19 protein-coding genes are annotated in these 22,223 nt (G+C 38.0%); 8 read left to right on the top strand and 11 right to left on the bottom strand.

Annotated features, from left to right (window positions below; translation table 11 throughout):
* Positions 1 to 13: 13 nt before the first annotated feature.
* From VXM68_RS07940 to VXM68_RS07930, 3 genes are all read left to right on the top strand, one after another.
* The gene (locus VXM68_RS07940; protein WP_312332474.1) at positions 14 to 1,948 is read left to right on the top strand and encodes a fumarate reductase/succinate dehydrogenase flavoprotein subunit; all 1,935 of its coding nucleotides are present in this window, start codon (positions 14 to 16) and stop codon (positions 1,946 to 1,948) included.
* Positions 1,949 to 1,962: 14 nt separating this feature from the next.
* Positions 1,963 to 2,736, top strand: coding sequence for a succinate dehydrogenase/fumarate reductase iron-sulfur subunit (locus VXM68_RS07935; RefSeq protein WP_293952940.1), 774 nt, complete (start codon positions 1,963 to 1,965; stop codon positions 2,734 to 2,736).
* Between the two features lie 166 nt (positions 2,737 to 2,902).
* Positions 2,903 to 6,655, top strand: a complete 3,753-nt coding sequence (locus VXM68_RS07930) for an ATP-binding protein (protein ID WP_367210953.1) — start codon at positions 2,903 to 2,905, stop codon at positions 6,653 to 6,655.
* Positions 6,656 to 6,860: 205 nt separating this feature from the next.
* On the opposite strand, the gene VXM68_RS07925 is transcribed toward VXM68_RS07930, so the two are convergent.
* The 3 genes from VXM68_RS07925 to VXM68_RS07915 all read right to left on the bottom strand — a co-directional run bounded on the left by VXM68_RS07925 (position 6,861) and on the right by VXM68_RS07915 (position 9,828).
* Entirely contained in the window at positions 6,861 to 7,790 is a 930-nt protein-coding gene (locus VXM68_RS07925) for a hypothetical protein (protein WP_294185942.1), read from the bottom strand.
* 90 nt (positions 7,791 to 7,880) lie between these two features.
* Complete coding sequence (gene gmd, locus VXM68_RS07920; protein WP_367210952.1) at positions 7,881 to 9,032, bottom strand: GDP-mannose 4,6-dehydratase; 1,152 nt, start codon at positions 9,030 to 9,032, stop codon at positions 7,881 to 7,883.
* 241 nt (positions 9,033 to 9,273) lie between these two features.
* Positions 9,274 to 9,828 (bottom strand): lipocalin family protein, encoded by a 555-nt coding sequence (locus tag VXM68_RS07915; RefSeq protein ID WP_294185947.1) that lies wholly within the window; start codon positions 9,826 to 9,828, stop codon positions 9,274 to 9,276.
* 473 nt (positions 9,829 to 10,301) lie between these two features.
* On the opposite strand from VXM68_RS07915, the gene VXM68_RS07910 reads away from it, so the two are divergent.
* Positions 10,302 to 11,216, top strand: a complete 915-nt coding sequence (locus tag VXM68_RS07910; RefSeq protein WP_293952950.1) for a lysylphosphatidylglycerol synthase transmembrane domain-containing protein — start codon at positions 10,302 to 10,304, stop codon at positions 11,214 to 11,216.
* A gap of 1 nt (position 11,217) precedes the next feature.
* Complete coding sequence (locus tag VXM68_RS07905; RefSeq protein ID WP_293952952.1) at positions 11,218 to 11,925, top strand: SDR family oxidoreductase; 708 nt, start codon at positions 11,218 to 11,220, stop codon at positions 11,923 to 11,925.
* Between the two features lie 112 nt (positions 11,926 to 12,037).
* Here the strand turns inward: VXM68_RS07905 and VXM68_RS07900 are convergent, their stop codons facing one another.
* Entirely contained in the window at positions 12,038 to 13,411 is a 1,374-nt protein-coding gene (locus VXM68_RS07900) for an alpha/beta hydrolase family protein (RefSeq protein ID WP_367210951.1), read from the bottom strand.
* 257 nt (positions 13,412 to 13,668) lie between these two features.
* Complete coding sequence (locus VXM68_RS07895; RefSeq protein ID WP_286777478.1) at positions 13,669 to 13,947, bottom strand: DUF2089 family protein; 279 nt, start codon at positions 13,945 to 13,947, stop codon at positions 13,669 to 13,671.
* Positions 13,948 to 14,070: 123 nt separating this feature from the next.
* Between VXM68_RS07895 and VXM68_RS07890 the strand changes: the two genes are divergently transcribed.
* Positions 14,071 to 14,805: a lysophospholipid acyltransferase family protein gene (locus tag VXM68_RS07890; protein ID WP_367210950.1), complete on the top strand. Its 735-nt coding sequence runs from the start codon at positions 14,071 to 14,073 to the stop codon at positions 14,803 to 14,805.
* A gap of 7 nt (positions 14,806 to 14,812) precedes the next feature.
* Here the strand turns inward: VXM68_RS07890 and VXM68_RS07885 are convergent, their stop codons facing one another.
* A complete protein-coding gene (locus VXM68_RS07885) occupies positions 14,813 to 15,943 on the bottom strand; it encodes a glycosyltransferase (protein ID WP_367210949.1) in 1,131 nt (376 codons plus the stop codon).
* Positions 15,927 to 16,901: a lysylphosphatidylglycerol synthase domain-containing protein gene (locus VXM68_RS07880; protein ID WP_293952961.1), complete on the bottom strand. Its 975-nt coding sequence runs from the start codon at positions 16,899 to 16,901 to the stop codon at positions 15,927 to 15,929. The genes VXM68_RS07885 and VXM68_RS07880 overlap by 17 nt, the downstream gene beginning before the upstream one ends.
* 100 nt (positions 16,902 to 17,001) lie before the next feature.
* On the opposite strand from VXM68_RS07880, the gene ruvC reads away from it, so the two are divergent.
* Positions 17,002 to 17,568: a crossover junction endodeoxyribonuclease RuvC gene (ruvC, locus tag VXM68_RS07875; RefSeq protein ID WP_209577727.1), complete on the top strand. Its 567-nt coding sequence runs from the start codon at positions 17,002 to 17,004 to the stop codon at positions 17,566 to 17,568.
* On the opposite strand, the gene VXM68_RS07870 is transcribed toward ruvC, so the two are convergent.
* Positions 17,569 to 18,615, bottom strand: coding sequence for a hypothetical protein (locus VXM68_RS07870; RefSeq protein WP_293952963.1), 1,047 nt, complete (start codon positions 18,613 to 18,615; stop codon positions 17,569 to 17,571). It lies immediately after the preceding gene.
* Positions 18,616 to 18,998: 383 nt separating this feature from the next.
* Here VXM68_RS07870 and VXM68_RS07865 point away from each other — a divergent pair, with 383 nt between their 5' ends.
* Entirely contained in the window at positions 18,999 to 19,472 is a 474-nt protein-coding gene (locus VXM68_RS07865) for an Lrp/AsnC ligand binding domain-containing protein (protein ID WP_046674894.1), read from the top strand.
* 38 nt (positions 19,473 to 19,510) lie between these two features.
* On the opposite strand, the gene VXM68_RS07860 is transcribed toward VXM68_RS07865, so the two are convergent.
* From VXM68_RS07860 to argB, 3 genes are read right to left on the bottom strand one after another with little or no spacing between them, the layout of a single operon-like run.
* Positions 19,511 to 20,575, bottom strand: a complete 1,065-nt coding sequence (locus tag VXM68_RS07860) for a M20 family metallo-hydrolase (protein ID WP_294187255.1) — start codon at positions 20,573 to 20,575, stop codon at positions 19,511 to 19,513.
* Complete coding sequence (gene proC / locus VXM68_RS07855) at positions 20,565 to 21,371, bottom strand: pyrroline-5-carboxylate reductase (RefSeq protein WP_293952967.1); 807 nt, start codon at positions 21,369 to 21,371, stop codon at positions 20,565 to 20,567. The genes VXM68_RS07860 and proC overlap by 11 nt, the downstream gene beginning before the upstream one ends.
* A 27-nt stretch (positions 21,372 to 21,398) precedes the next feature.
* The gene (gene argB, locus VXM68_RS07850) at positions 21,399 to 22,196 is read right to left on the bottom strand and encodes an acetylglutamate kinase (RefSeq protein WP_294187253.1); all 798 of its coding nucleotides are present in this window, start codon (positions 22,194 to 22,196) and stop codon (positions 21,399 to 21,401) included.
* Positions 22,197 to 22,223 lie beyond the last annotated feature (27 nt).

Genomic DNA, 22,223 nt, shown 5'->3' with positions numbered 1-22,223 from the left:
AAAATTAAGAGATATGTTAGATTCAAAAGTACCAGCGGGCCCATTAGCCCAAAAGTGGTCAAATCATAAATTTAATCTGAAGCTGGTTAACCCTGCTAACAAACGTAAATTTACAGTTATTGTTGTTGGTACAGGACTTGCTGGTGCATCTGCAGCAGCCTCGTTAGCCGAGTTAGGATACAATGTAATTACATTCTGTTATCAAGATTCACCACGTCGTGCACACTCTATTGCGGCACAGGGTGGTATCAATGCAGCAAAGAGTTACCAAAACGATGGGGACTCTGTTTTCCGTTTATTCTACGATACAATCAAAGGTGGTGATTACCGCTCTCGTGAGGCCAACGTTTACCGTTTGGCAGAGGTATCTGTTAATATCATCGACCAATGTGTCGCTCAAGGTGTTCCATTTGCACGTGAATATGGAGGTTTATTAGATAACCGCTCTTTCGGTGGTGCACAGGTAAGCCGTACGTTCTATGCCCGTGGTCAAACAGGACAACAATTATTGTTAGGTGCTTATTCAGCATTGAACCGCCAGATTAAAAAAGGGAAAGTAAAATCGTATACCCGTCATGAGATGTTAGACCTTGTGATGATCGATGGGCATGCGAAAGGTATCGTAACGCGTGACCTAGTTTCAGGTAAAATCGAAACGCATGCTGCACACGCAGTATTGATGTGTACTGGTGGTTACGGTAACGTATTCTTCTTGTCTACAAATGCGATGGGTTGTAATGTAACAGCTGCTTGGAGAGCACACAAACGTGGTGCCTACTTCGCTAACCCATGTTACACTCAAATCCACCCAACATGTATCCCGGTAACTGGAGATCACCAATCTAAATTGACATTGATGTCAGAGTCTTTACGTAATGACGGCCGTGTATGGGTTCCTAAAACTCAAGAAATGGCTGAAAGATTGCGTAAAGGTGAGATCAAAGCCAACGATATCAAAGAAGAAGACAGAGATTATTTCTTGGAGCGTAAATACCCTTCATTCGGTAACTTGGTACCACGCGACGTGGCATCACGTAATGCAAAAGAAGCTGTTGATGATGGCCGTGGTGTTGGTAAAACCGGTTTCGCCGTATTCTTGGATTTCAAAGAAGCTATTGGTCGTTTAGGTGAGGATGCTGTACGTGCAAAATATGGCAACTTATTTGACATGTATTATCAAATCACTGACGAGAACCCTTATAAACAACCAATGCGTATCTACCCTGCTGTTCACTACACAATGGGTGGTGTATGGGTTGATTACAACTTGATGACTACAATCCCAGGCTTATATGCTTTAGGTGAGTGTAACTTCTCCGACCACGGTGCAAACCGCTTAGGTGCTTCGGCGTTGATGCAAGGTCTTGCCGACGGTTACTTCGTAATTCCTTACACTGTGGGAGATTACTTAGCAAAATTAGGTTCATTTGCACCAGTAGATCATAATCATCCTGCTTTCGAGGCTACCCGCAAGGAAGTTGAAGAGAAAATCAACAAATTATTGTCTTTAAACGGTACACAAACTGTTGATGATATCCACAAAAAATTAGGTCTCATCATGTGGGAATATTGTGGTATGGCTCGTACAGCTGAAGGTCTGAAAAAAGCGCAAGGTTTGATTCAAGAGTTGAAAAAAGAGTTCTGGACGAATGTTAGAGTGCTTGGAGAAAATGAAGAATTAAATCTTTCGTTAGAAAAAGCTGGCCGCGTAGCTGACTTCTTAGAATTGGGTGAATTGATGGTTGTGGATGCTTTACAACGCGAAGAATCTTGTGGAGGTCACTTCCGTTTGGAAAGCCAAACCGAAGAAGGTGAAGCAAAACGTAATGACGAGGAATTCGCTTATGTATCTGCTTGGGAATACAAAGGAGACAATGTACCTGAGGAATTGCACAAGGAAGACTTGGTATTCGAGAACGTTCAGTTAACACAAAGAAGTTATAAATAAGAAAGAAAATTATCATGGCACAACATATGAATTTAACGCTGAAAGTTTGGCGTCAAAAAAATGATAAAGATAAAGGTCAATTTGTAACTTATCAGGCAAACGATATCGCTGATGATATGTCTTTCTTAGAGATGCTTGATATTGTCAATGAAGAGTTGACTCGTAAAGGAGAAGATCCTGTATATTTCGATCACGACTGTCGTGAAGGTATCTGTGGGATGTGCTCATTAGTAATCAACGGTCGCCCTCACGGTCCTAAAGAAGGTACAACAACTTGTCAATTGCACATGCGTAGCTTCCACGACGGACAAACGATCGTGATTGAACCTTGGAGAGCTGCTGCATTCCCTGTATTAAAAGACCTTGCTGTTGACCGTACTTCGTTTGATCGCATTCAACAGGCCGGTGGATATGTCAATATCAATACAGGTGGTGTTCCTGACGCCAATGTCATTCCTATCCCTAAACGTATTGCTGATGAAGCTTTCGAATCAGCGACATGTATCGGTTGTGGCGCTTGTGTCGCAGCATGTAAAAATGCTTCTGCGATGTTATTCGTATCGGCAAAAGTATCTCAATTTGCGCTGTTACCACAAGGGCAAACTGAGCGATATGAACGCGCGCAGGCAATGGTAGATCAAATGGATGCGGAAGGTTTCGGTAACTGTACCAATACTGGTGCTTGTGAAGCTGAATGTCCTGTAGGTATCAAGTTAACAAATATCGCTCGCTTAAACCGCGAGTATTTGACTGCTAAAATCTTCCGACAAGAAGAGCCTCACGTTTAATTATCGGCATTCGATACCTTTCGTGTTTTCAATAGCTTACAAAGCAGCGAAAATAGTGCAAAAATTCTCTCTGACCAATCAAAGGAGGTCATGTAGAAAAATAATATAAAAGTCCTTGCCCTAAGAAAGCAAGGACTTTTTTTTATATTTACAATAATGTAAATTGATGAACGTGAATTCTGGTATAAAAATTCGACTACTCTTACTTATATTAACGCTATGCTTTATAGGAACAGCTATCACCATCAAAGAATCTGTTACCAATAAGGAAATATTGGACATTGATACAAAATCACTCAATAACTATATCGCTCAACAAGAGAAAAAGGTCGACCGTATTTTTAACGATTCACTTTTGCTCAAAACTTTCAAAAACTACGATCAGTATCCGATCGCGGTTTATCAGGCCTTTGAAAAGTTTAAAACCAATGAAAATGTCTATCTATTTCTTTTTAAGGACCATGAGCCGAAGATGTGGAGCACGCATCTATTTGTACCGATTACTGATCAGGGATTTCCTGAAAAATCCAATTTTATCCAAGATGATAACCGCTCTTATGTAGTTAGAAAGAAAACAATTGGTAATATCAGTATACTCGCCTATATTATCGTAAAAGGATATACCAATAACAATAATCTCTATTTAAGCAGTTCACTGCGGAGAAACTTCTTCGACTCCAGAAATATCGATATTGCATCTTATACAGATACGGTAGCCATTAAAAACATTTACAGTAAAGAGGGATCTTACCTTTTTTCTGTTAAGCTCAAAGACGGAGAGCATGAAAATGCTTATACAATTTTGCAATTTTTCTGCTGGTTACTTGCTTTAATTGCGTGGTTGATCTTCTTCAATAGTCTTTGCCTACATATGGCCAAAACAGGCAGGGCCTGGTGGTCTATTCTATTGCTCTTGGCGATATTTAGTTTGGTCAAATTCGCCGATCTTAAATGGAATTTGCTCTCTGAAAATGCGACATTTTCAATTTTCGACTCGCGCAACTATGCCTATAATCGTTTCTTCCCGAACATCTGGTCGGTCATGTCCACCACAATCTTAATATTATGGCTCATTCTATTTATCTATTCAATTCGCAAAGAGCTTAATTTTGACAAAATAAAAAACATCCGGCTCTTTCGAGTGCCCATAGCCATCGGATTTATTCTGAGTATATACCTGTCGTTCGGGCTATTATACGATATCTCCGGAACGTTAATTACGCACTCCAACAATATTTATTTTGATTTTACAAAACTGGTCGATTTACATTTCCTAAGTTGGGTCGATCTTGGCGTCGTCGGCATCGGTATTCTGGCTTTAAGTATCTACATCGACCTTGTGCTATTTTTCCTTAAAAAATTAGAGTTAAAACCAACGCAGTTACTCAACATTCAACTGGCATGTGTCGTCTTTGTCATTTTGATCATTTCCTTTTATATAGAAAAAAATAGCCTAGTCAACTTACTGCTTGCGCTAATAATCCTTATTAAATCATTTGGTGAGAAGTATTTCAATCGGCATATACTTACAAACTACATCGCGGTACTGATACTTTGGGCAATCATAAGTGCTATTACGCACGCCCGTTTCTACCAGGAAAGAAACTTGATTGACATGAAGATATTGTTGGGCAACCTACAGTCCGAAGATGATGTGAATGCCGTTTCGTTATTCTCCGATATTGAAAGTAGTCTGGCAAACGATCAAGAATTAAAGCATCTATTTAATATCAGTCTACCCTACACAAACACTGAGGGCATCAACGACTTCATTAAGAAAAAATACTTCAGCGGCTATCTCTCCAAGTACGAATTCAAAGCCTATTATTATGATCAGAACAATAATCCACTTAATGCCACAAGCCAGAATAAGCTCAATGAGTATCGGGAAAAAGTGATCAATAAGTCGATAAAAGTAACTCAAAACTTCTATCGTGCTGGCGGAGAACTGGGTACACATGAATACTTTTCTATCATTCCCGTGGCGATTGACCAAAATAGAATCGTCAACGTTATTATCAATCTCTCCAATAAAGACTTCAGTTATACGGTCCCTTATCCCGAAATCCTTACCGATATGCGGATCAACAATTCACAGTACTATAATAAAGGAGATTATTCGATAGCCCTTTATAAAGCAGGTTCTCTAATAACACAGTTTGGAAAATACACTTATGAAAACAATTTAAGAGGTCTAAAAGGTACTCCTGGAGAATATATTGAGATTCTAGATAAAGATGCATATCTGCACATGGCCTACATCGCCAATAAATTTTCAACCTATATTATCAGTAAACAAAAACCTTCTTTTTGGGATTATTTAGCGACTACATCTTTTCTATTTCTGGTGTTCTTTATGATTTTTATGCTTTACCACTTCATAAAATCACTCTATATTTTTCTTAAAAACACCAAGCTTACTTTCCGGAATTTAAGGTATCAGTTCTACAGAATTGTGAATAAGATACAATATTCTACACGTATTCAAACATCTATTATCTCCTCGGTCATACTCGCTATTCTCATTTCAGGTGTAATTTCTTATATAAGTATCAATAAACAACTTTATAACAACAATAAAACAAGTAAAGAGCGTTTTATAATCGAACTTGGCAAACGGATGGAAAATATGCTGACCTATACGGATGAAATTTCCACCGAAACTCAACTCATCAGCATTCTGAAGACATTGTCCGAAACAATTTCCAAGGACTTCAATCTTTATTCAAAATCAGGTAGATTGCTGTATAGTTCACAGCGTAGAATTTACGATTTGGAGCTTTTCTCTACATTCATCAATCCCGCTGCACTGAAGAATCTATCGATATTAAAAAAGTCAGAGACAATTGAAGACGAGCGGATAGGTACTTTCCAATTTGAGACGAGCTACGCCACCATCAGGGACAAAAATTACAATACACTGGCGTATATTGGTATACCAAACTTCTCCCTTCAAAAAGAAGAAAATATCAATAAAAATCTTCTTTTAAATACGATAGTAAATATTTATTCACTGATCATTATTGGCTTTGGATTTTATGCCACGTTTGTTGCCAACAGTGTCACCAATCCACTGAGCATCATCAGTAAGAAAATTTCACAGCTGCGCTTGGGACAACCCAATGAGCCATTATTTTGGCAGCGAAATGATGAAATAGGCACATTGATCAAAGAATATAACCTCATGATCATAAAACTTGAAGACTATGCCAATAAAATCAAAGATACGGAGCGGGAATCCACCTGGCGTGAGATGGCTCAGCAGATAGCGCATGAAATTAAAAATCCACTGACACCAATGAAATTGGGTATTCAGCAACTACGCAGGTCTTACAAAGATGATGACCCTAAATTTCCAGACAGATTTAATAAATTCTCTATTTCATTTATCGAGCAAATCGATGCGCTGACGCATATTGCATCCGAATTTTCGCATTTTGCAAAATTTCCAAATACCATAATGGAGAATATCAATATCGTTGAAAAAATAATAAAGTCGATTTCGTTATACAATAATACACCGAGTGTTAGTATCCGTCTCATCAATAACGCTGATCATAAAACATTGATTGTAAAAGCTGATGGTAATGAACTCTTGCGGACATTCAATAATTTGATAAAAAATGCAATCGAGGGTGGCTATGGGCGAAAAAACATGAAAATCGAAATTTTCATTGAACGCTACTCGGATAATTTTGTTAAAATAGATATCAAAGACAATGGATATGGAATTCCGAAGGAAATGCAGGATAAAATTTTCCAGATAAATTTCACCACAAAAAGTTCGGGAAATGGTTTAGGATTGGTACTTGTCAAGAAAACAATCGAAGCAAGTAACGGCCAGATCTATTTTGAGACCGTAGAAGGCGAAGGCACGACATTTCATATCCTGCTTCCCTTACAGCTGACAGAATCTTAATAGTGATTAGAAACAACAGCGATAACAGAAATTGGAGAAACCAGGTATATCGAGCTTATAGCCTAATATTGATGGTATTCAATACATTAAAGTGACTTGATAGCCATGACCCTATTGTTTAAGGATCGATGTATTACGGATTTGTATTTCATTAAAAAAGCTCTTTACAACCATGTAAAGAGCTTTTCTATTCGTTTATCTCCTTTTAACGTAACACAATCGTTGATCGTCCCATGATTGCATTATCTTCATATAACAATACCGTATAGGCACCTTTAGAAAATCCCTGCTCTGCCGCCCAATAAATGATATAATCTTCACCCTTGTTGGTAAACAAAATATTATGTTTAAATGTATACTGCAATTTCTCGCCATGTACATAGAAAATATTATCGTCCTGCACGACTAGATTTCCTTGTGGATCGATAATTCTGACATATATATCACGTTCTCCATTTTTTGCTAAAGGATTATCAGCAATGGTAAAACTGACTTTTAACTTGTCAATTTTCTTAGCACGTTCTTCTACTAATTCCTTTCCATTTTTTTTGACTTCAAGGCCATTTATACTAATGCTTGAAACTTTCAGGGCAGAAGCTGTTGCAACCTTCTCTTTCAATTCAGAATTTGAAGTCACCAATGAAGTAATTTGCTTTTCCTTTTCGACTACAGATTCATTCAGATTAAGATTTTGTTTAGATAAAATTTGATTTTCCTGAATCAGCCTTTGAACATTTACACGATAAGTATCAACCTGTTTTTTAAGCCGATCGATCTTTAGCTGCGCGTCATCGATATCCTTAGGAGTAATACTTTTATTTTCGAGCTTCTTACGAAGCACCGCAATCTCCATTCTGGAATCCTGCTTTTGCAGTGTCATCTCTGGAGTCAATTGCACATTTTCTACATCGATTTTATCCAATTCAGCTTCAATACGATCTATCTGCACCTGAAGATTCTCTTTTTCAACTGTAAGCGTATAAACCTTTTCACCGTTGGTTTTAAACTTAACATAAAAATATATATTTGTTGCAAGTAATGCCGCTATCGCAATGATAAAGAAGTAAATCTTGGAAGAATCTTTCTTTTTTTCTTCTTCTTCTTTCTTACTCGAAACAACGTCTGAATTTATCATAATATACTGTCATATTCATAGTATAAATCTATACTATTGAATGTTTAAACAAAAATTATTCCAGTTTTATTTTCTGCTACAGATTGTAACTTATTCAAAATAATTTAAAGTTTCAAATCCTCCTTTTTTCAAGTATTCTTCCTTCCTCATCAAGTGAAGATCAGATTGTACCATATCTGTTACCAGCATTTGGAGATCATATTTTGGCTTCCATCCGAGTTTTGTATTTGCTTTTGTGGGATCACCAATAAGTAAGTCGACCTCAGTCGGCCTATAATATGTAGGATCAACTTTGACAACAGTCTGACCAAATTTAATCACTGACTGATCGATATTCAACTGCAGCAAACGCTCTTCATCAATATCAATAATAACCCCCTTTTCTTGTTCTCCTTTTCCACTAAATTCAATCTCAATACCCAATTCAGCAAAAGCCATCCGTACAAACTCTCTAACGGTAGTGGTCACACCTGTGGCTATTACAAAATCTTCCGGTGTTTCCTGTTGAAGAATCAACCACATCGCTTCCACATAATCCTTCGCATGCCCCCAGTCGCGCTGCGCAGACAGATTACCAAGGTATAGCTTATCCTGAAGTCCAAGAGCTATCTTTGCAACGGCTCTGGTGATTTTACGTGTCACGAAGGTTTCTCCCCTTACAGGGCTCTCATGATTAAACAAAATACCGTTACAGGCATACATCTTATAAGCTTCGCGGTAATTTACAGTAATCCAATAACCATACATTTTGGCGACAGCATAAGGACTACGGGGATAAAAAGGTGTTGTTTCGCTTTGTGGAACCGCTTGCACCAAACCATAAAGCTCAGAAGTAGACGCCTGATAAATCCGGGTTTTCTCAATCATTCCCAATAGCCTAACCGCTTCAAGAATACGTAATGTACCGATACCATCTGCATTTGCCGTATATTCTGGGGTGTCAAAACTAACTTTTACGTGAGACTGTGCAGCAAGATTATAGATCTCATCCGGTTGTGTTTCTTGTATAATACGAATTAAATTGGTTGAATCAGTCAAATCGCCAAAATGCAAAGTAAAATTTCTATTGTCAAGATGAGGATCTTGATAAAGGTGGTCAATACGATCTGTATTAAACAAAGAACTTCGACGTTTTAAACCGTGCACTTTGTACCCCTTTTTTAATAAGAATTCTGCTAGATAGGCACCATCTTGTCCTGTTATACCCGTTATTAAAGCAGTTTTGGTGTGTTGTTTAGCCATGTTTCTCTCTAGATTATGCAATACCCGACGAATCACCAGGTATTTGTCCCATCATCATACTTACGTTAAGCGTATCCATCCACAAGATTCTATGCATAAACTGCTTCAAAATGTTGTGATTCCCCCCAGCTATAGCGTAAATAATCATAATGAATTGGGAATGTAAAAGTATTAAATTTTAAACAAAAAAAGCCATAGGAAATCCTATAGCTTAATGTTTTTCTACTTTTATCGTTTAAGGTTAATTAGCGCGCGTGAAATTAAAGACTAAATACGCCTCTCCATTAGCAACGGTCAACGGCATACGCATAACTAATTTATTCCCATCCGAATAAGATAAATCCAAACGATAACCTGTCGTTACATTCTTCGCTTTGTCTCCTGCATAGATTTTTTTAAACTGAAACTGAGGTTCTCCCAGACCTTTTCCAGGATTATAGATCGACCAAAAGATCTCACGTGATGCACCTGGAGCGCACAGCGTTCCCTGAGCATTAAAGGTAATTGACCCCTTACCATTTCCTATAAAGTTCCATGTACTGCCTACAAAACATTCTGCAGGCGCCTCTTCAAAAACACTTTTGATTGTGAATGAAGATGGCAAATTCTCTCTATCGATTGTATTCAATGTCCAAGTTCCTTTAACGGCAGATTTCCAATCAGAAGCGCTTGGACCAGAAGCTGCACTCGTATTGGAAGAAGGATTTCCAGTGGATGTACCTTGCTTTTGTGCTCCACAAGAAAATAAGGTCACGGTAGCAAAAACAGTTGCTAATGATAAAACGAATCGATTCATATGTATAAATTTTAATTTCAAATTGTATTTTTGGAGTAAATTAAATCACAAATCATGCAGATTACAGCCAAAAATCATACCATAAGCAAAATAATAGCGAAAACGCTATTGCGGCTATTCGTCATTTTATTAGCCTTTGCTACTTATCCGCTATTTTTAGGACAGGAAGCAAAAAGCAAATTGGATCAGATAAGCCTTGCATTTACAAATAAGATAGCCCTTGTCGCTCCTATTTTATTATTTTGCATCATCATTGGATTAATGATTGCCGTACTCAAACACAAATATAACAGAATTGACCTAAATTGGCTATTTTCGCTCGCGACTATCTTTGGTATTTTGTATTTGATATTATTGTATTCAAGAATTTACCCAACGATTGCTTAAGCAAAATTGCACATCTCCGCAAAGTTTCTAACTTTGGATTCGCCAAATCGCCAATTAGCCGAGGAGGATTGAACGTATAACTTTATATGGATAGAAAAAAAGGGCTCAAAATAGCCAAAAATATAGCAAAGGTTGTTGTTACGGTGGGCGCCTTATATTGGGTATTCAGCAAGGTATCGGTAAAAGACCTCAAAGAAGCCATCATCCATTCCAACCCACTTTACCTATTCTTTGCTTTAGTCGCGTATAGTATCTCTATTTTTATTTCTTCTTCGCGCTTATTAACATTTTTAAAAGCAATCGGCCTGGATGTCACCGAAAAATATAACTTAAAATTGTATCAACTTGGTTTATTTTATAACCTTATCCTACCTGGTGGTGTGGGCGGAGATGGGTACAAGATATTCTTCCTCAGGAAACGATTTAATATTAAAGGAAGAAAATTATTCACGGCTCTATTTTTAGACAGATTAAGCGGTTTATGGGCATTATGCCTTATTATTGCAGCACTGGTTACCTATATGCCACAGCTGGGAATTCCAAACTATCTGACCATTATTTTATTTATTTTAGGGAGCATTCTCTATTATTTTATTGTCACCAAGTTCTTTAAGGAATACAAATCAACATTTTTAAAAGCTCATTTAAAAGCCATCGGCGTACAGTCGATGCAAGTGATCGCAGCAATCCTCATTCTTTATGCTTTAGGTTTTAGCGGCAAATTCTCCCCTTACCTGTTTTTATTTCTGGCATCTTCGCTCGTTTCAATCATTCCCTTTTCCGTTGGAGGCTTAGGCATGCGCGAACTTGTAATTATGTGGGGAGCGGGTATCTTTCATGTCGACTCACACAATGCGGTTTTAATCACATTGTTATTTTATATTATTTCTGCTCTCGTTGCGCTTTCGGGGATTTACTATATCTTCCATCCCAAAGCCATCGGAGAAGACAAATTGCCTACTGTCGAAGAAGTTGAACAAAGTCAAAAACTAGAAGAATAACATGGCAAATATTATTATTACAGGAGCCAGCAGTGGTGTTGGATTTGAAGCGGTATTGGATTTGACCTCTAAAAAGGACAACAACGTAATTGCATTGGCCAGATCAGCGGACAAACTAAGAAAGCTTCACGAAATTGCAGGCCAACTCAATTTTGACGGCGGAGCGTTGTATCCCGCCCAATTTGATATTGTCTACGACGACTATGCTACGTTAGTGCCCTTCATTCAGTCAAAATTTGATAAGGTTGATATTTTGATCAACAATGCGGGTGCACTTATCTATAAGCCATTTATGGAAACTGATGGACAAGATTTTGCTGAAATGTTACAGACCAATGTAATGGGGCACGTTAATATGATACAGCATGTTGTTCCCATGATGCACGCAGGATCACATATTGTAAATATCAGCAGCATGGGCGGTTTTCAAGGATCAATGAAGTTTTCTGGCCTTTCAGCATATTCAGCCAGTAAAGGAGCCTTATCGGTACTTACAGAGTGTTTGGCTGAAGAATTTAAGGAAAAGGGAATTAAGGTGAACTGTTTAGCGTTGGGATCTTCACAGACTGAAATGTTTGAAGCCGCTTTTCCTGGTGTTGAAGCCGGTACATTGGCCTTCGAAATGGGACGCTATATAGCGGATTTCGCTCAAAATGGACACCGCTATTTTAATGGAAAAATACTTCCTGTAGCAAATACAACACCTTAAGGCGAATAGATCTGGAAGAATTTAAATCCGTATAAAAAACAAAAAAAAGGTAATTTAATAAGCTATTAAATTACCTTTTTTTGTAGTAAAAACGAAAAGGATATACACTTAACTACTTGGTCTTCATCTGAAGCCACTTCGTTAAATCATCCATCAGTTGCTCATTAAAACTTTCTGAATTCTCAAAGTATTCTTCGATTTTACCTGTTTGAGTACTTTGAAAAAGGTGGTTTAAGTTTGGATAATCTTTAATTGTCACATCTGTTGTATTTAGGCGAAGACGCTGAAGGCTATAAATATTTTCATTTGCAGGTACCTGAACATCTTTCCCGCCAAAAGAAGCAAAAATAGGTACTTTCAGCTGCTTCAGATAATAAGCCGGATCAATGCTGAGAAAAGTCCTAAACCAAGGACTCATCATCGGACTGAGCTTAATTCTCATATCGGGAGTCAGTGGATTGTTGTTATTTTGACGAACAAGTTCCTTTTCCAAAATTTCAGCCAAAACCTTTGGTGGTTCATCCCTCATTAAAATAGTATATAATTTTCTGTTGTTTGCTTTATTAATCGTTAATGCAGCTTCTGACAAGCCACCCGCCTTCCCTAAAGCATAACTCTGTAAGATTAATAATGAGTCTCCTTTTAATACCGGTCCAGATAGAAGTGCAATATACTTTACATTATCATTCTCGGATGCGACTATTTCGGCAATTAAAGCACCCTCGCTATGGCCAATCATCCCGATTTTATCAACGTCAACGATGTTCTTTTTGCTCAAAAAATCAACTGCAGCATTTGCATCAGAAGCAAAATCGATCGTTGTCGCTAAATTCACTTCTCCTTTCGATCCTCCGATTTCACGGTCATCATAACGCAATACCGCAAAACCATTTTTAGTAAGATGGTCAGCGAGAACCTTAAATGGTCGGTGGCCAAACATTTCAGAATCTCTATTCTGTTGTCCACTACCATTGACCAATACTACTGCAGGAAATGGCCCCTTACCCTTTGGATAGGTTAAGGATCCAGTTAAAAAGGAATTACCTTTGTTATTTTTAAATGATACTTCCTCTTCCATATAGTTATAAGGAGGAAAAACATCCTGCTTACGAGACAGTCCACTTTGTTCATTTTCGCTCCTAACCAGAATCATCGCAGATTTAAAAGTTCCCTGCTTCATGCCGCCTTTCATCACATCTTTGTCCCGATCCAAAAAACCTGCATAAGCTAAACCGATATTTTTCACATCCATCCAAATAGAATCATGTTGGATCCGTATTTCGCTTATTGCAAATTTTTGTGAAGTTTGCATTGGACTTTCAAAGGTTCCATTCCATTTCCCTGTGCTATCTTGCTGTAGATTGAATACCAGTAGCAACTTCTGACCTGACACCTCAACCTCACCCTTCCAGGATCCATCAAATGTCTGCGCATGAGAACATGAAAAGTGGAAAAAAATGATAAATAAGTATAAAATTTTTCTCATTGTCTTCTTTACTAGAAATTAAACTGTATACATAGATCCAATATAAAATATAATGCCACAAATAGTATACTGATCTCCATTTTCTTATTGTTAACTGCAACATTCATACCCTTAATCAACAAATAGAATTGATAATACAGCAATACTAAACTGATGATTCCAAACATACCGAACAAGAGTAGCTCCATTTTTACCAGCTCCTTTCACTACATTATCGCCCTTTTGCACCACTTTCAACAGTTAATCGGTGAATTTTTCTAGGCCATTGTACTTGTAAGAGATTTCAATTTATAGATCAGATCATCGAGAATATTACGCACTGTCGGATAGGATTTTCCCATCTGATTGGCCATTTCCTTTAAACTTCCCGAATGCTTCAAAAAGTTCATGACAAATTCCTGTTCTTCGACAGTGAGCTGCATGAGTAAGGGTAACGAAAATTTACCAACTACTTCAGTCTCACAGGCGTCACAAACCAATTTAGAAACCTTTAACTTCGCTTCACAACAGGGACAATCACTGGGTATCTTTTTCATTAATCAATATTTACGTTAACATTATTAAATATAACATTAATAATGTTAAAATAAAACACTATAAAATCAATATCTTTCAAAAACCATTGCTTAATGATATATTTGTATCATTAAATAACGTTTATGAAGAAGTTTTTAGGCTATTTCCTATCTATAATATTTTGGTTCTGTTTTGGTTTATCCTTGATTATCTTCCACCCCATACAGTGGCTATGTTTGAAGCTTGGAGGATACAATGCCCACAAAAAGAGTGTAGATCTATTAAATGCCTGTCTTGTCGCGTCCTATTACACACTATTTAATCGCGTGACATTTATTGACAATGAAAATATTCCAACTGGACAGCCCGTTGTGTTTGTAGCAAACCACCAGAGTACGTTTGATATCCCCCCAATGATCTATTTCTTACGCAGATTTCATGGGAAGTTTATTTCCAAAATAGAACTTGCTAGTGGTATACCGAGTATATCTTTTAACTTAAAACATGGCGGCGCCGCAAATATCGATCGCAACGATCCCAAACAATCTATTGCCGAGATACTGAAACTCGCCAACAACATGAAAACAAAAAATTGGTCTGCATTTATTTTTCCAGAAGGAACAAGATCGAAAACTGGTAAAATGAAGGCGTTCCATGTGGGTGGAATTGCTACATTATTAAAGAAAAATCCAAAGGCACTCGTTGTTCCGGTTGCCATCACCGGGTCCTACGAAATGGTACAGTATGGAATGTACCCCCTGACACCGTTTCTACATATGACTTGGGAGGTACTTAATCCCTTAGATACAGAAGGTAAGACAATTGAGGAAATCGTAAAATCAGCTGAAGAAGCCATAAGATTGAAGGTCGAAAAATAGGAAAAAATTATTTGACCTGTCGACCTTTCCAGTCATACTTCCCAACATTCCCTAATATTCCGATATAAGTTAGGTAAAAGATGTGCGCTAAGCTCAGTAAAGGAAGATACCATAAAAGTTCTTTTCTGCTGGCGAATACAGTTAAAGGCCGAATAAAAAGCCATTCGACGATCATCTTTAATAGCAATGCAAAAAGTACGACCCAGGCAACGAAATTTACGCAAAAAAAAGCGAGAACCAAAGCAACTAAGATCAATAAATTAAAAAACCAAATGGAAATACCCAGGGCAATCACACCTTTATTTTTATATTTGGTACTTTTTGAAGCCCAGCGTCGGCGCTGACTGATAAATGACTTTAAATCTGGTTTGGCATCTGTATAAACAATAGCATCTTTTGATTTGCAAAACGTTATTTTATCGGGATACTGTTCTGCGACTTTATGTAAAAAAAGTTCATCATCTCCCGAGGCAAGCTCGTCGATTCCTTTAAATCCGCCCATCTGTTCAAAAATATCTTTCCGATACGCCAGATTTGCCCCATTACAAGTTGTTGGTTTCTTATTTCCAATACCCGCAGCGCCAAGGCCTATCAAGTAAAGGAATTCCAAGGTTTGGAGTCGTTCAAAAAAAACCTTTTCTTCTGAGTATACCACTGGAGAAGATTGTAAATAGGCCTTTTCTTTTTCGAATGAACCTACCACCGTCGCTAACCAATTTGGTCCCATACGGCAGTCTGCGTCAGTGGTTATAATAATCTCGCCCTTACAGCATGCTATAGCCCTTGAGATTGCCAGTTTTTTGTATGAATTTAAACGTCCATTTTCATTCAATTGAATTAGCCTAACCCCTTTTCCAGCATATTTCTTCACAATCAACGATGTATTGTCGTCTGAATGGTCGTCAATAATAATAAGTTCCAAGAGTGCTGCCGGATAATTCTGGGCCAAAATGCAGTCGATGGTACGGGCTATGTTGAGCTCCTCATTCCGTGCAGCAATGATCACAGAAATCGCTTTTGTTGGCTGATTAAGATTGCTGGGTACTGGGATTAAAGTCCAGCCTCTACGCATCCATAAAACCAGAATTGCGTAAATGCAGGCAAAACTGATCAATAAATAGTTAAGTATTTGTATCACCGAAAAAATTAATCTTAAAAACAAAAATAGAACCAAATACTGCCGGAAGAATCAAATTCACAAACCAAATACAGGAAACAATAGCCATAACAGCTATTTCCTGTGTCGTGATATAACTATAAAGATTACTTGCCACAAAACTTCTTACACTGAAATCAAAAATATCCAATGTTGGTAAGGCGGCCTGGACAAAAAACAGGATAAAAATCATCAGAATCATCGATAATAGCGGCAGTTCAGGCAATGTAAGCTTCATTAAGATGATATACTGAGAGGTAAAAATGATAAATCGTGCTAAGGAATTTAAAAGAACAATACTGAGTTCAGACATTGAATAATGCTCCAATACTTCAAAAAAGGGTTTAATCCGGGTCAAAAACTTTATTTTACCGACCAACAAGTCAATCCATTTTACGTTGAAATATAATATGACAAATCCAGCAGCATAGATAATAGCGAGCAGCCATACGCCAAATTGCACCGATAGAGGGGGCAAAAGAAATTTACAGACAAACCAAGCAATACTCAACGCGCCTGCAACGCTTGTCAAAACCAATTGCGCAAATAATCCTACTCCCATCGCCACAGCGCCCTTAGCCCTATGCTGAGGTTGTAAAAAAAGTACCCTCCCGCCGTACTCTCCAATCCTATTAGGTGTGAAAATGGCCCATGAGAGTCCGCAAAAAACAGATTGAAAGGCCCTCCAAAAAGAAATATTTTCCAATTTAGATGCGAGGTATCGCCATTTTACTACCTCAAGCAACCAATTGACGAGCATTAATACTACGATCAGGACAAGCGTCCATGCAACAGAATGCTGTTCCAATCCGGCAATTAGTGTCTTAAACTTCTCAATATTGCTTTTATCAGATACTTTCACGACGATATACCAGGTCGCTAAGGCGAACACCAATATCTTCAATAAAAGACTGACGTATTTTTTTTGTATTCCAGTCAACTTTTGATAATTAGAGAGCAATGTTACTAAATTTTAGCCAAATGATTAAGTTTTGTCGAAGGCAATCCACGAATAAAACGCAAAATTTGTATTATTGTATATGCAGAAGGAAAAGGCGAAAGAAAGAATAATTTTAGGAATCGACCCCGGAACAGTCGTCCTCGGGTATGGTATCATCAAAGAAGTGGGCAATAATATATCCCTGATCTCCATGGGTGTGATTAAAATGGGACATTTGGATGACCAGGCACTAAAACTACAACGTATTTTCAAAAAAACCTCTGCTTTGATGCAAGAATATAATCCCGACTGTGTAGCACTTGAGTCACCGTTTTATGGCAAAAACATACAGGTAATGCTTAAGTTAGGACGAGCACAGGGTGTCGCCATGGCGGCAGCGCTTGCCCAAGATATTCCGATTTTTGAATATTCCCCAAGAAAGATTAAACAATCTGTTACAGGGAATGGAAATGCCACGAAAGAGCAGGTTTCTGCGATGCTAAAGAATCTATTGAAATTTGAAGAAACACCTCAGTTTCTGGATGCTACCGACGGCTTGGCAATTGCTGTATGCCATTCTTTTCAGAAGAATGCTGTATCTGGCAGCAGTAAATCTTACTCAGGATGGTCATCCTTTATCAAAGACAATAAGGATCGAGTCAAGTAATTACATCTGCACCTGACGAATCACATTTTTTACGTTTAGCTCGACAATATCGGTCATCGTTTTACATTTGAGGTAGGAATTATTCTGATAGAATTCCGCATAGCCCTCGCGTAGCTGTCGAATATTTTCTAAAGTGGAAAGAACCTGCGTCTGCGAAGCATCCCTTAAATCAGCAATTCGGTGTCTTTCGCTTCGAACTCTGTGTACAATGGAAGAACGCTCCTCTTGTTGATATTGTAATACGGTCTTTTCATTCAAATGTTCCATGGCCAGCTTAACATAAGGAAGGTTTTCCTTAAAAAATTGAGGCATATAAACCTTCGGATTCCCTTCATAAAACTGCTGGTCGAAATCAATAGCTCTAATCCTAAATTGAAAATCATCAAAATCAGGGGTAATCTGCATGACGAAATTATAGGCCCGCATATCACCCAACAAGGTAATAATACATCGCTCATTGAATTTTACAAATTCCTTGGAAATTCGAGTCAAATTATAGTCCGGAGAAAACATCCGTGTTTTTGAAAATGTATCTCCAGGGATCCCAACAATATGTTCTTCGACCAGCGTATCATGGTCTACCATGTAATTTACCTGATTAGGAGACAATATTTCTTCCAGCTCCAATCCATATATTCTCGACGCGTCCGCCTGTTTGATGTAAAAATAATCGTAAACATCATTTAAACGATTTACGATCCGTATACGAAATGGCTTCGTATTACCAAAGCTGCAATATTCTACACGATCAATATATTTATGTTGAACGATGCGCGTATTACCCGATGCTTTCAATTTTGCATAGATCACCTTCAGCCCGTCATACAATTGATCCATAAAGTAGTGCGGATATAGTGGAGTCTCCCAAAAGGTGTCGTTGCCAAATTTATCCATGACGGGTACTGTTTCCGTGAAATTCAGAAGATCCTTATATCCTATTGGCAGCTTCTCATCGCGCTGATATAGCTTAAGATATTTATGAAGTCCCTCGCCAACTTCAAAAATTGGTTTCTTCTTCGAAATCTTTACGTCTTGAACTTCTTCCATCTCCTTTTCCTATTTATATTATTTACTGTACCAAGATATGGCCCCCGATTTTTTTTGATCATACAATATCACAAATTCACCAAATTTTTAGTACAGTAAATCGATATTCTTTACTTATTCGCAATATATGCTTCAATAATTTACTCCAATATTGCTATTGTCCATGCTCGCAATTACTTATCTAACAACAAATTCCGCGCAAAAATAAGTGTAAGCAGTTTCGACCAAAAACATATAACATTATCAATATCAATTCGTATTTTTTATTAAATTTACATCTATAAACCGAAAATTCTTAGTAATTTTGAAATAAATTTAATTGTTTTAGCTATTGGTCCGATTCTGATGCAACGGCCAGTTAATGAACACAAAACCCATTGTTAATGGAAAATCAATATGCAAACTATGATCTAGACAATTTGGATATCCAAATCTTGTCTATTCTAATGAACGATGCCTCAATTCCTTATACCGAAATAGCAAAAAAGCTAATCGTATCAGGTGGTACAATTCACGTTAGAATGAAGAAGATGGAAGAACTAGGTATCATTAGAGGATCAAATCTGATTATCAATCCTCAAAAAGTCGGATTTGATATTACGGCTTTTTTGGGTATCTATCTTGAAAAAGGTTCACAATATGCAGATGCAGTAGATAAATTGAAAGAAATCAAAGAAGTGGTCGAATTACATTATTGTACTGGCCAATACAGTATTTTTGCCAAAATAATCTGTAGAGATACAGTGCACCTCAGAAAAGTACTGAATGAAGATATTCAATCTGTGCCTGGCATCCAACGTACAGAGACTATTATCTCTCTCGAAGAGAGTATAAAACGTCAAATCAGCTTGGTCTAGTATAAAAAAAGCTTCCATCAAAAAAATGGAAGCTTTTTTTATACGATCTTTTCTAACATGCCGATATAGAGATCTATTCCTGCCCTAATCTCGTCAATATAAATAAATTCATCCGCCATATGGGAGCGGGCGCTATCGCCAGGTCCTAACTTCAAAGAAGGAACAGGGATAAGAGCCTGATCACTCATCGTAGGTGAGCCATATACTTTACGCCCAAGGGCAATACCTGCCTTGACAATTGGGTGTGATTCAGGAATAAAAGAAGACTTCAAACGTGTCGACCGCGCTGTGACTTCAGATTTTACATGAGACTTGATAATATCCAATGTCTCTTCATTCGAATAAGCATCTGTGGTTCTGACATCGACAACAAAGTTACAAGTAGCCGGTACCACATTGTGCTGCGATCCCGCCTGAATCACGGTTACCGACATCTTAATTGGGCCTAAAGTTGAAGAAGTTCTTTCAAATGCATAATGTTGAAACCATTCAATATCCTTGATCGCTTTATAGATCGCATTATCCCCCTCATTACGTGCGGCATGTCCAGCCGTTCCTAAAGCGGTACAATCCAACACCATCAGCCCCTTTTCGGCAATTGCCAAATCCAATAAGGTAGGTTCACCCACAATAGCAAAATCTATAGGACCAATTTCATCCAAAACAGATTCTATACCATTCCGACCTGAAATTTCTTCTTCGGCACTGGCAACGAGACAGAAGTTATATGTTAAATTCGATTGCTGGTAAAAATACAAGAAAGTTGCGATCAAAGAGACTAGACAGCCACCTGCATCGTTGCTTCCCAGCCCATACAATTTCCCGTCTTCTACCGTAGCCTGTAGCGGATCCCTTGTATAACCTGTATTTGGTTTTACTGTATCGTGATGAGAGTTGAGCAGTATTGTTGGTTTAGTACGATCATAATGGGCATTATACACCCAAATATTATTGCCTTTTCGATAGGTTTTGATGCCTCGTTCTTCAAAGAAACCATAAATAAGATTTGCTGTAAGGTCCTCTTCTCTACTCAAAGAGGACAATCCAATCAATTGTTTCAAAAGATTCAAGGCATCTTCAAACAGGCATTCCTTATCCTTCATGATACAATCCTCCTGCCTTATCCGCAGACAGTTTAATCCCTTTTATAAAGGCAGAACTAAAACCGTTATGTTCCATCTCATTTAGTCCCGCAATTGTACAGCCTTTTGGTGAAGTTACTTTATCAATCTCTCCTTCTGGGTGAGCATTGGTATGCAATAACAAATCAGCAGCACCTTTTGCTGTTTGAACTGCCATTTTTAACGCATCATGCGCATGAAATCCAATTTCAACTCCGCCCTGTGAGGCCGCTCGAATAGCACGGAGAAAGAAAGCGATACCGCACGCACATAATGCTGTTGCCGATGTCATGAGATCTTCATTAATGACAACTACTGACCCCACTGATTCAAACATATGTTCAATCTCTTTCAAACTATCATCGGAAGCATTATCACTGGCAATACAGGTCATTGACTGACCGATTGCAATTGCCGTATTTGGCATCGCACGTATTACCGTGGCATCCTCACCCAACTCCGCTTTTAAATCAGCACAGGAAACTCCCGATACAACGGACACAAAAATTTGATTTGTCTTTTCAATTACAGGGGCTACTTCTAGTAGCACCTTTTTAAGCTGTTGCGGTAAGATAGCAAAGACGACAATATCAGCCCCCTGAACTGCATTTTTATTATCATTGCTTACTGAAAAGCCACTACTGGCTTCATTGGCCAATGCATTGAGATTTCTCCTTGTCAGTGTAATATCAGCAGCATGCGCAAATTCGCTTTTTACAAGTCCCTTTGCCAAAGAAAGACCAATATTACCACTGCCGATAATGGTGACTTTTTTCATAGCAATCGTTAGGTTTAGATTAGATTTTTATTTTAATGTCAAACAGGTACCAAATTGCCCTTGTTGGAATAAATGCAAATTATTGGCATTTCCAATATAGACCTCTTGAACACCTTTATTTATAGCATTGAATGCATTTTGCAGCTTAGGAATCATTCCTTCATGAACGACACCGGATTCCTTAAGCTGTTCAAACTCTTCAGACTTAATGGTTGGAATGACAGAATTCTCATCTGTTACATCACGTAAAACACCGTTCTTCTCAAAACAGTAAACCAGAGAAGTTTCATACAACGAAGCCAAAGAAACCGCCAATGAAGAGGCAATAGTATCCGCGTTGGTATTAAGCAATTGACCGAGGCCATTGTGTGTAATCGCTGAAAATACAGGAACAAACCCAGCTTCTAGAAATTTTTTAATCGCAAGGGTGTTTACAGAGTCATGAAGCAAATCACCCACAAAACCGTAATCGACATCCTTAACAGGCCGTTTGATCGCTTTTATAACATCGCCATCAGCTCCTGTTAATCCAACAGCATCACATTTCAAATTTTGTAATTTGGCAACGATAGTCTTGTTTGTCAACCCAGCATATACCATTGTTACCACGCGTAACATTTCCTCATTTGTGACACGACGTCCCTCAATCATTTGGGCTTCAATCCCCAATTCATTGGCTAAACGAGTCGCAATTTTGCCCCCGCCGTGCACAAGAATCTTCTTTCCCGACAATGCGGAAAACTTTTCTAAAAAAGAATCTAATTGGTGCTCATCATCAATAATATTACCACCAATTTTAATTATATTTAATACACTATTAGCCATTACGCAACTTTTCCCAATAAAAATAGT

The sequence above is a fragment of the Sphingobacterium sp. R2 genome (assembly GCF_040760075.1).
Taxonomy (GTDB): domain Bacteria; phylum Bacteroidota; class Bacteroidia; order Sphingobacteriales; family Sphingobacteriaceae; genus Sphingobacterium.
Note: the sequence above shows the minus strand (reverse complement) of the source record. Positions and strands in the feature narration are given on the sequence as shown.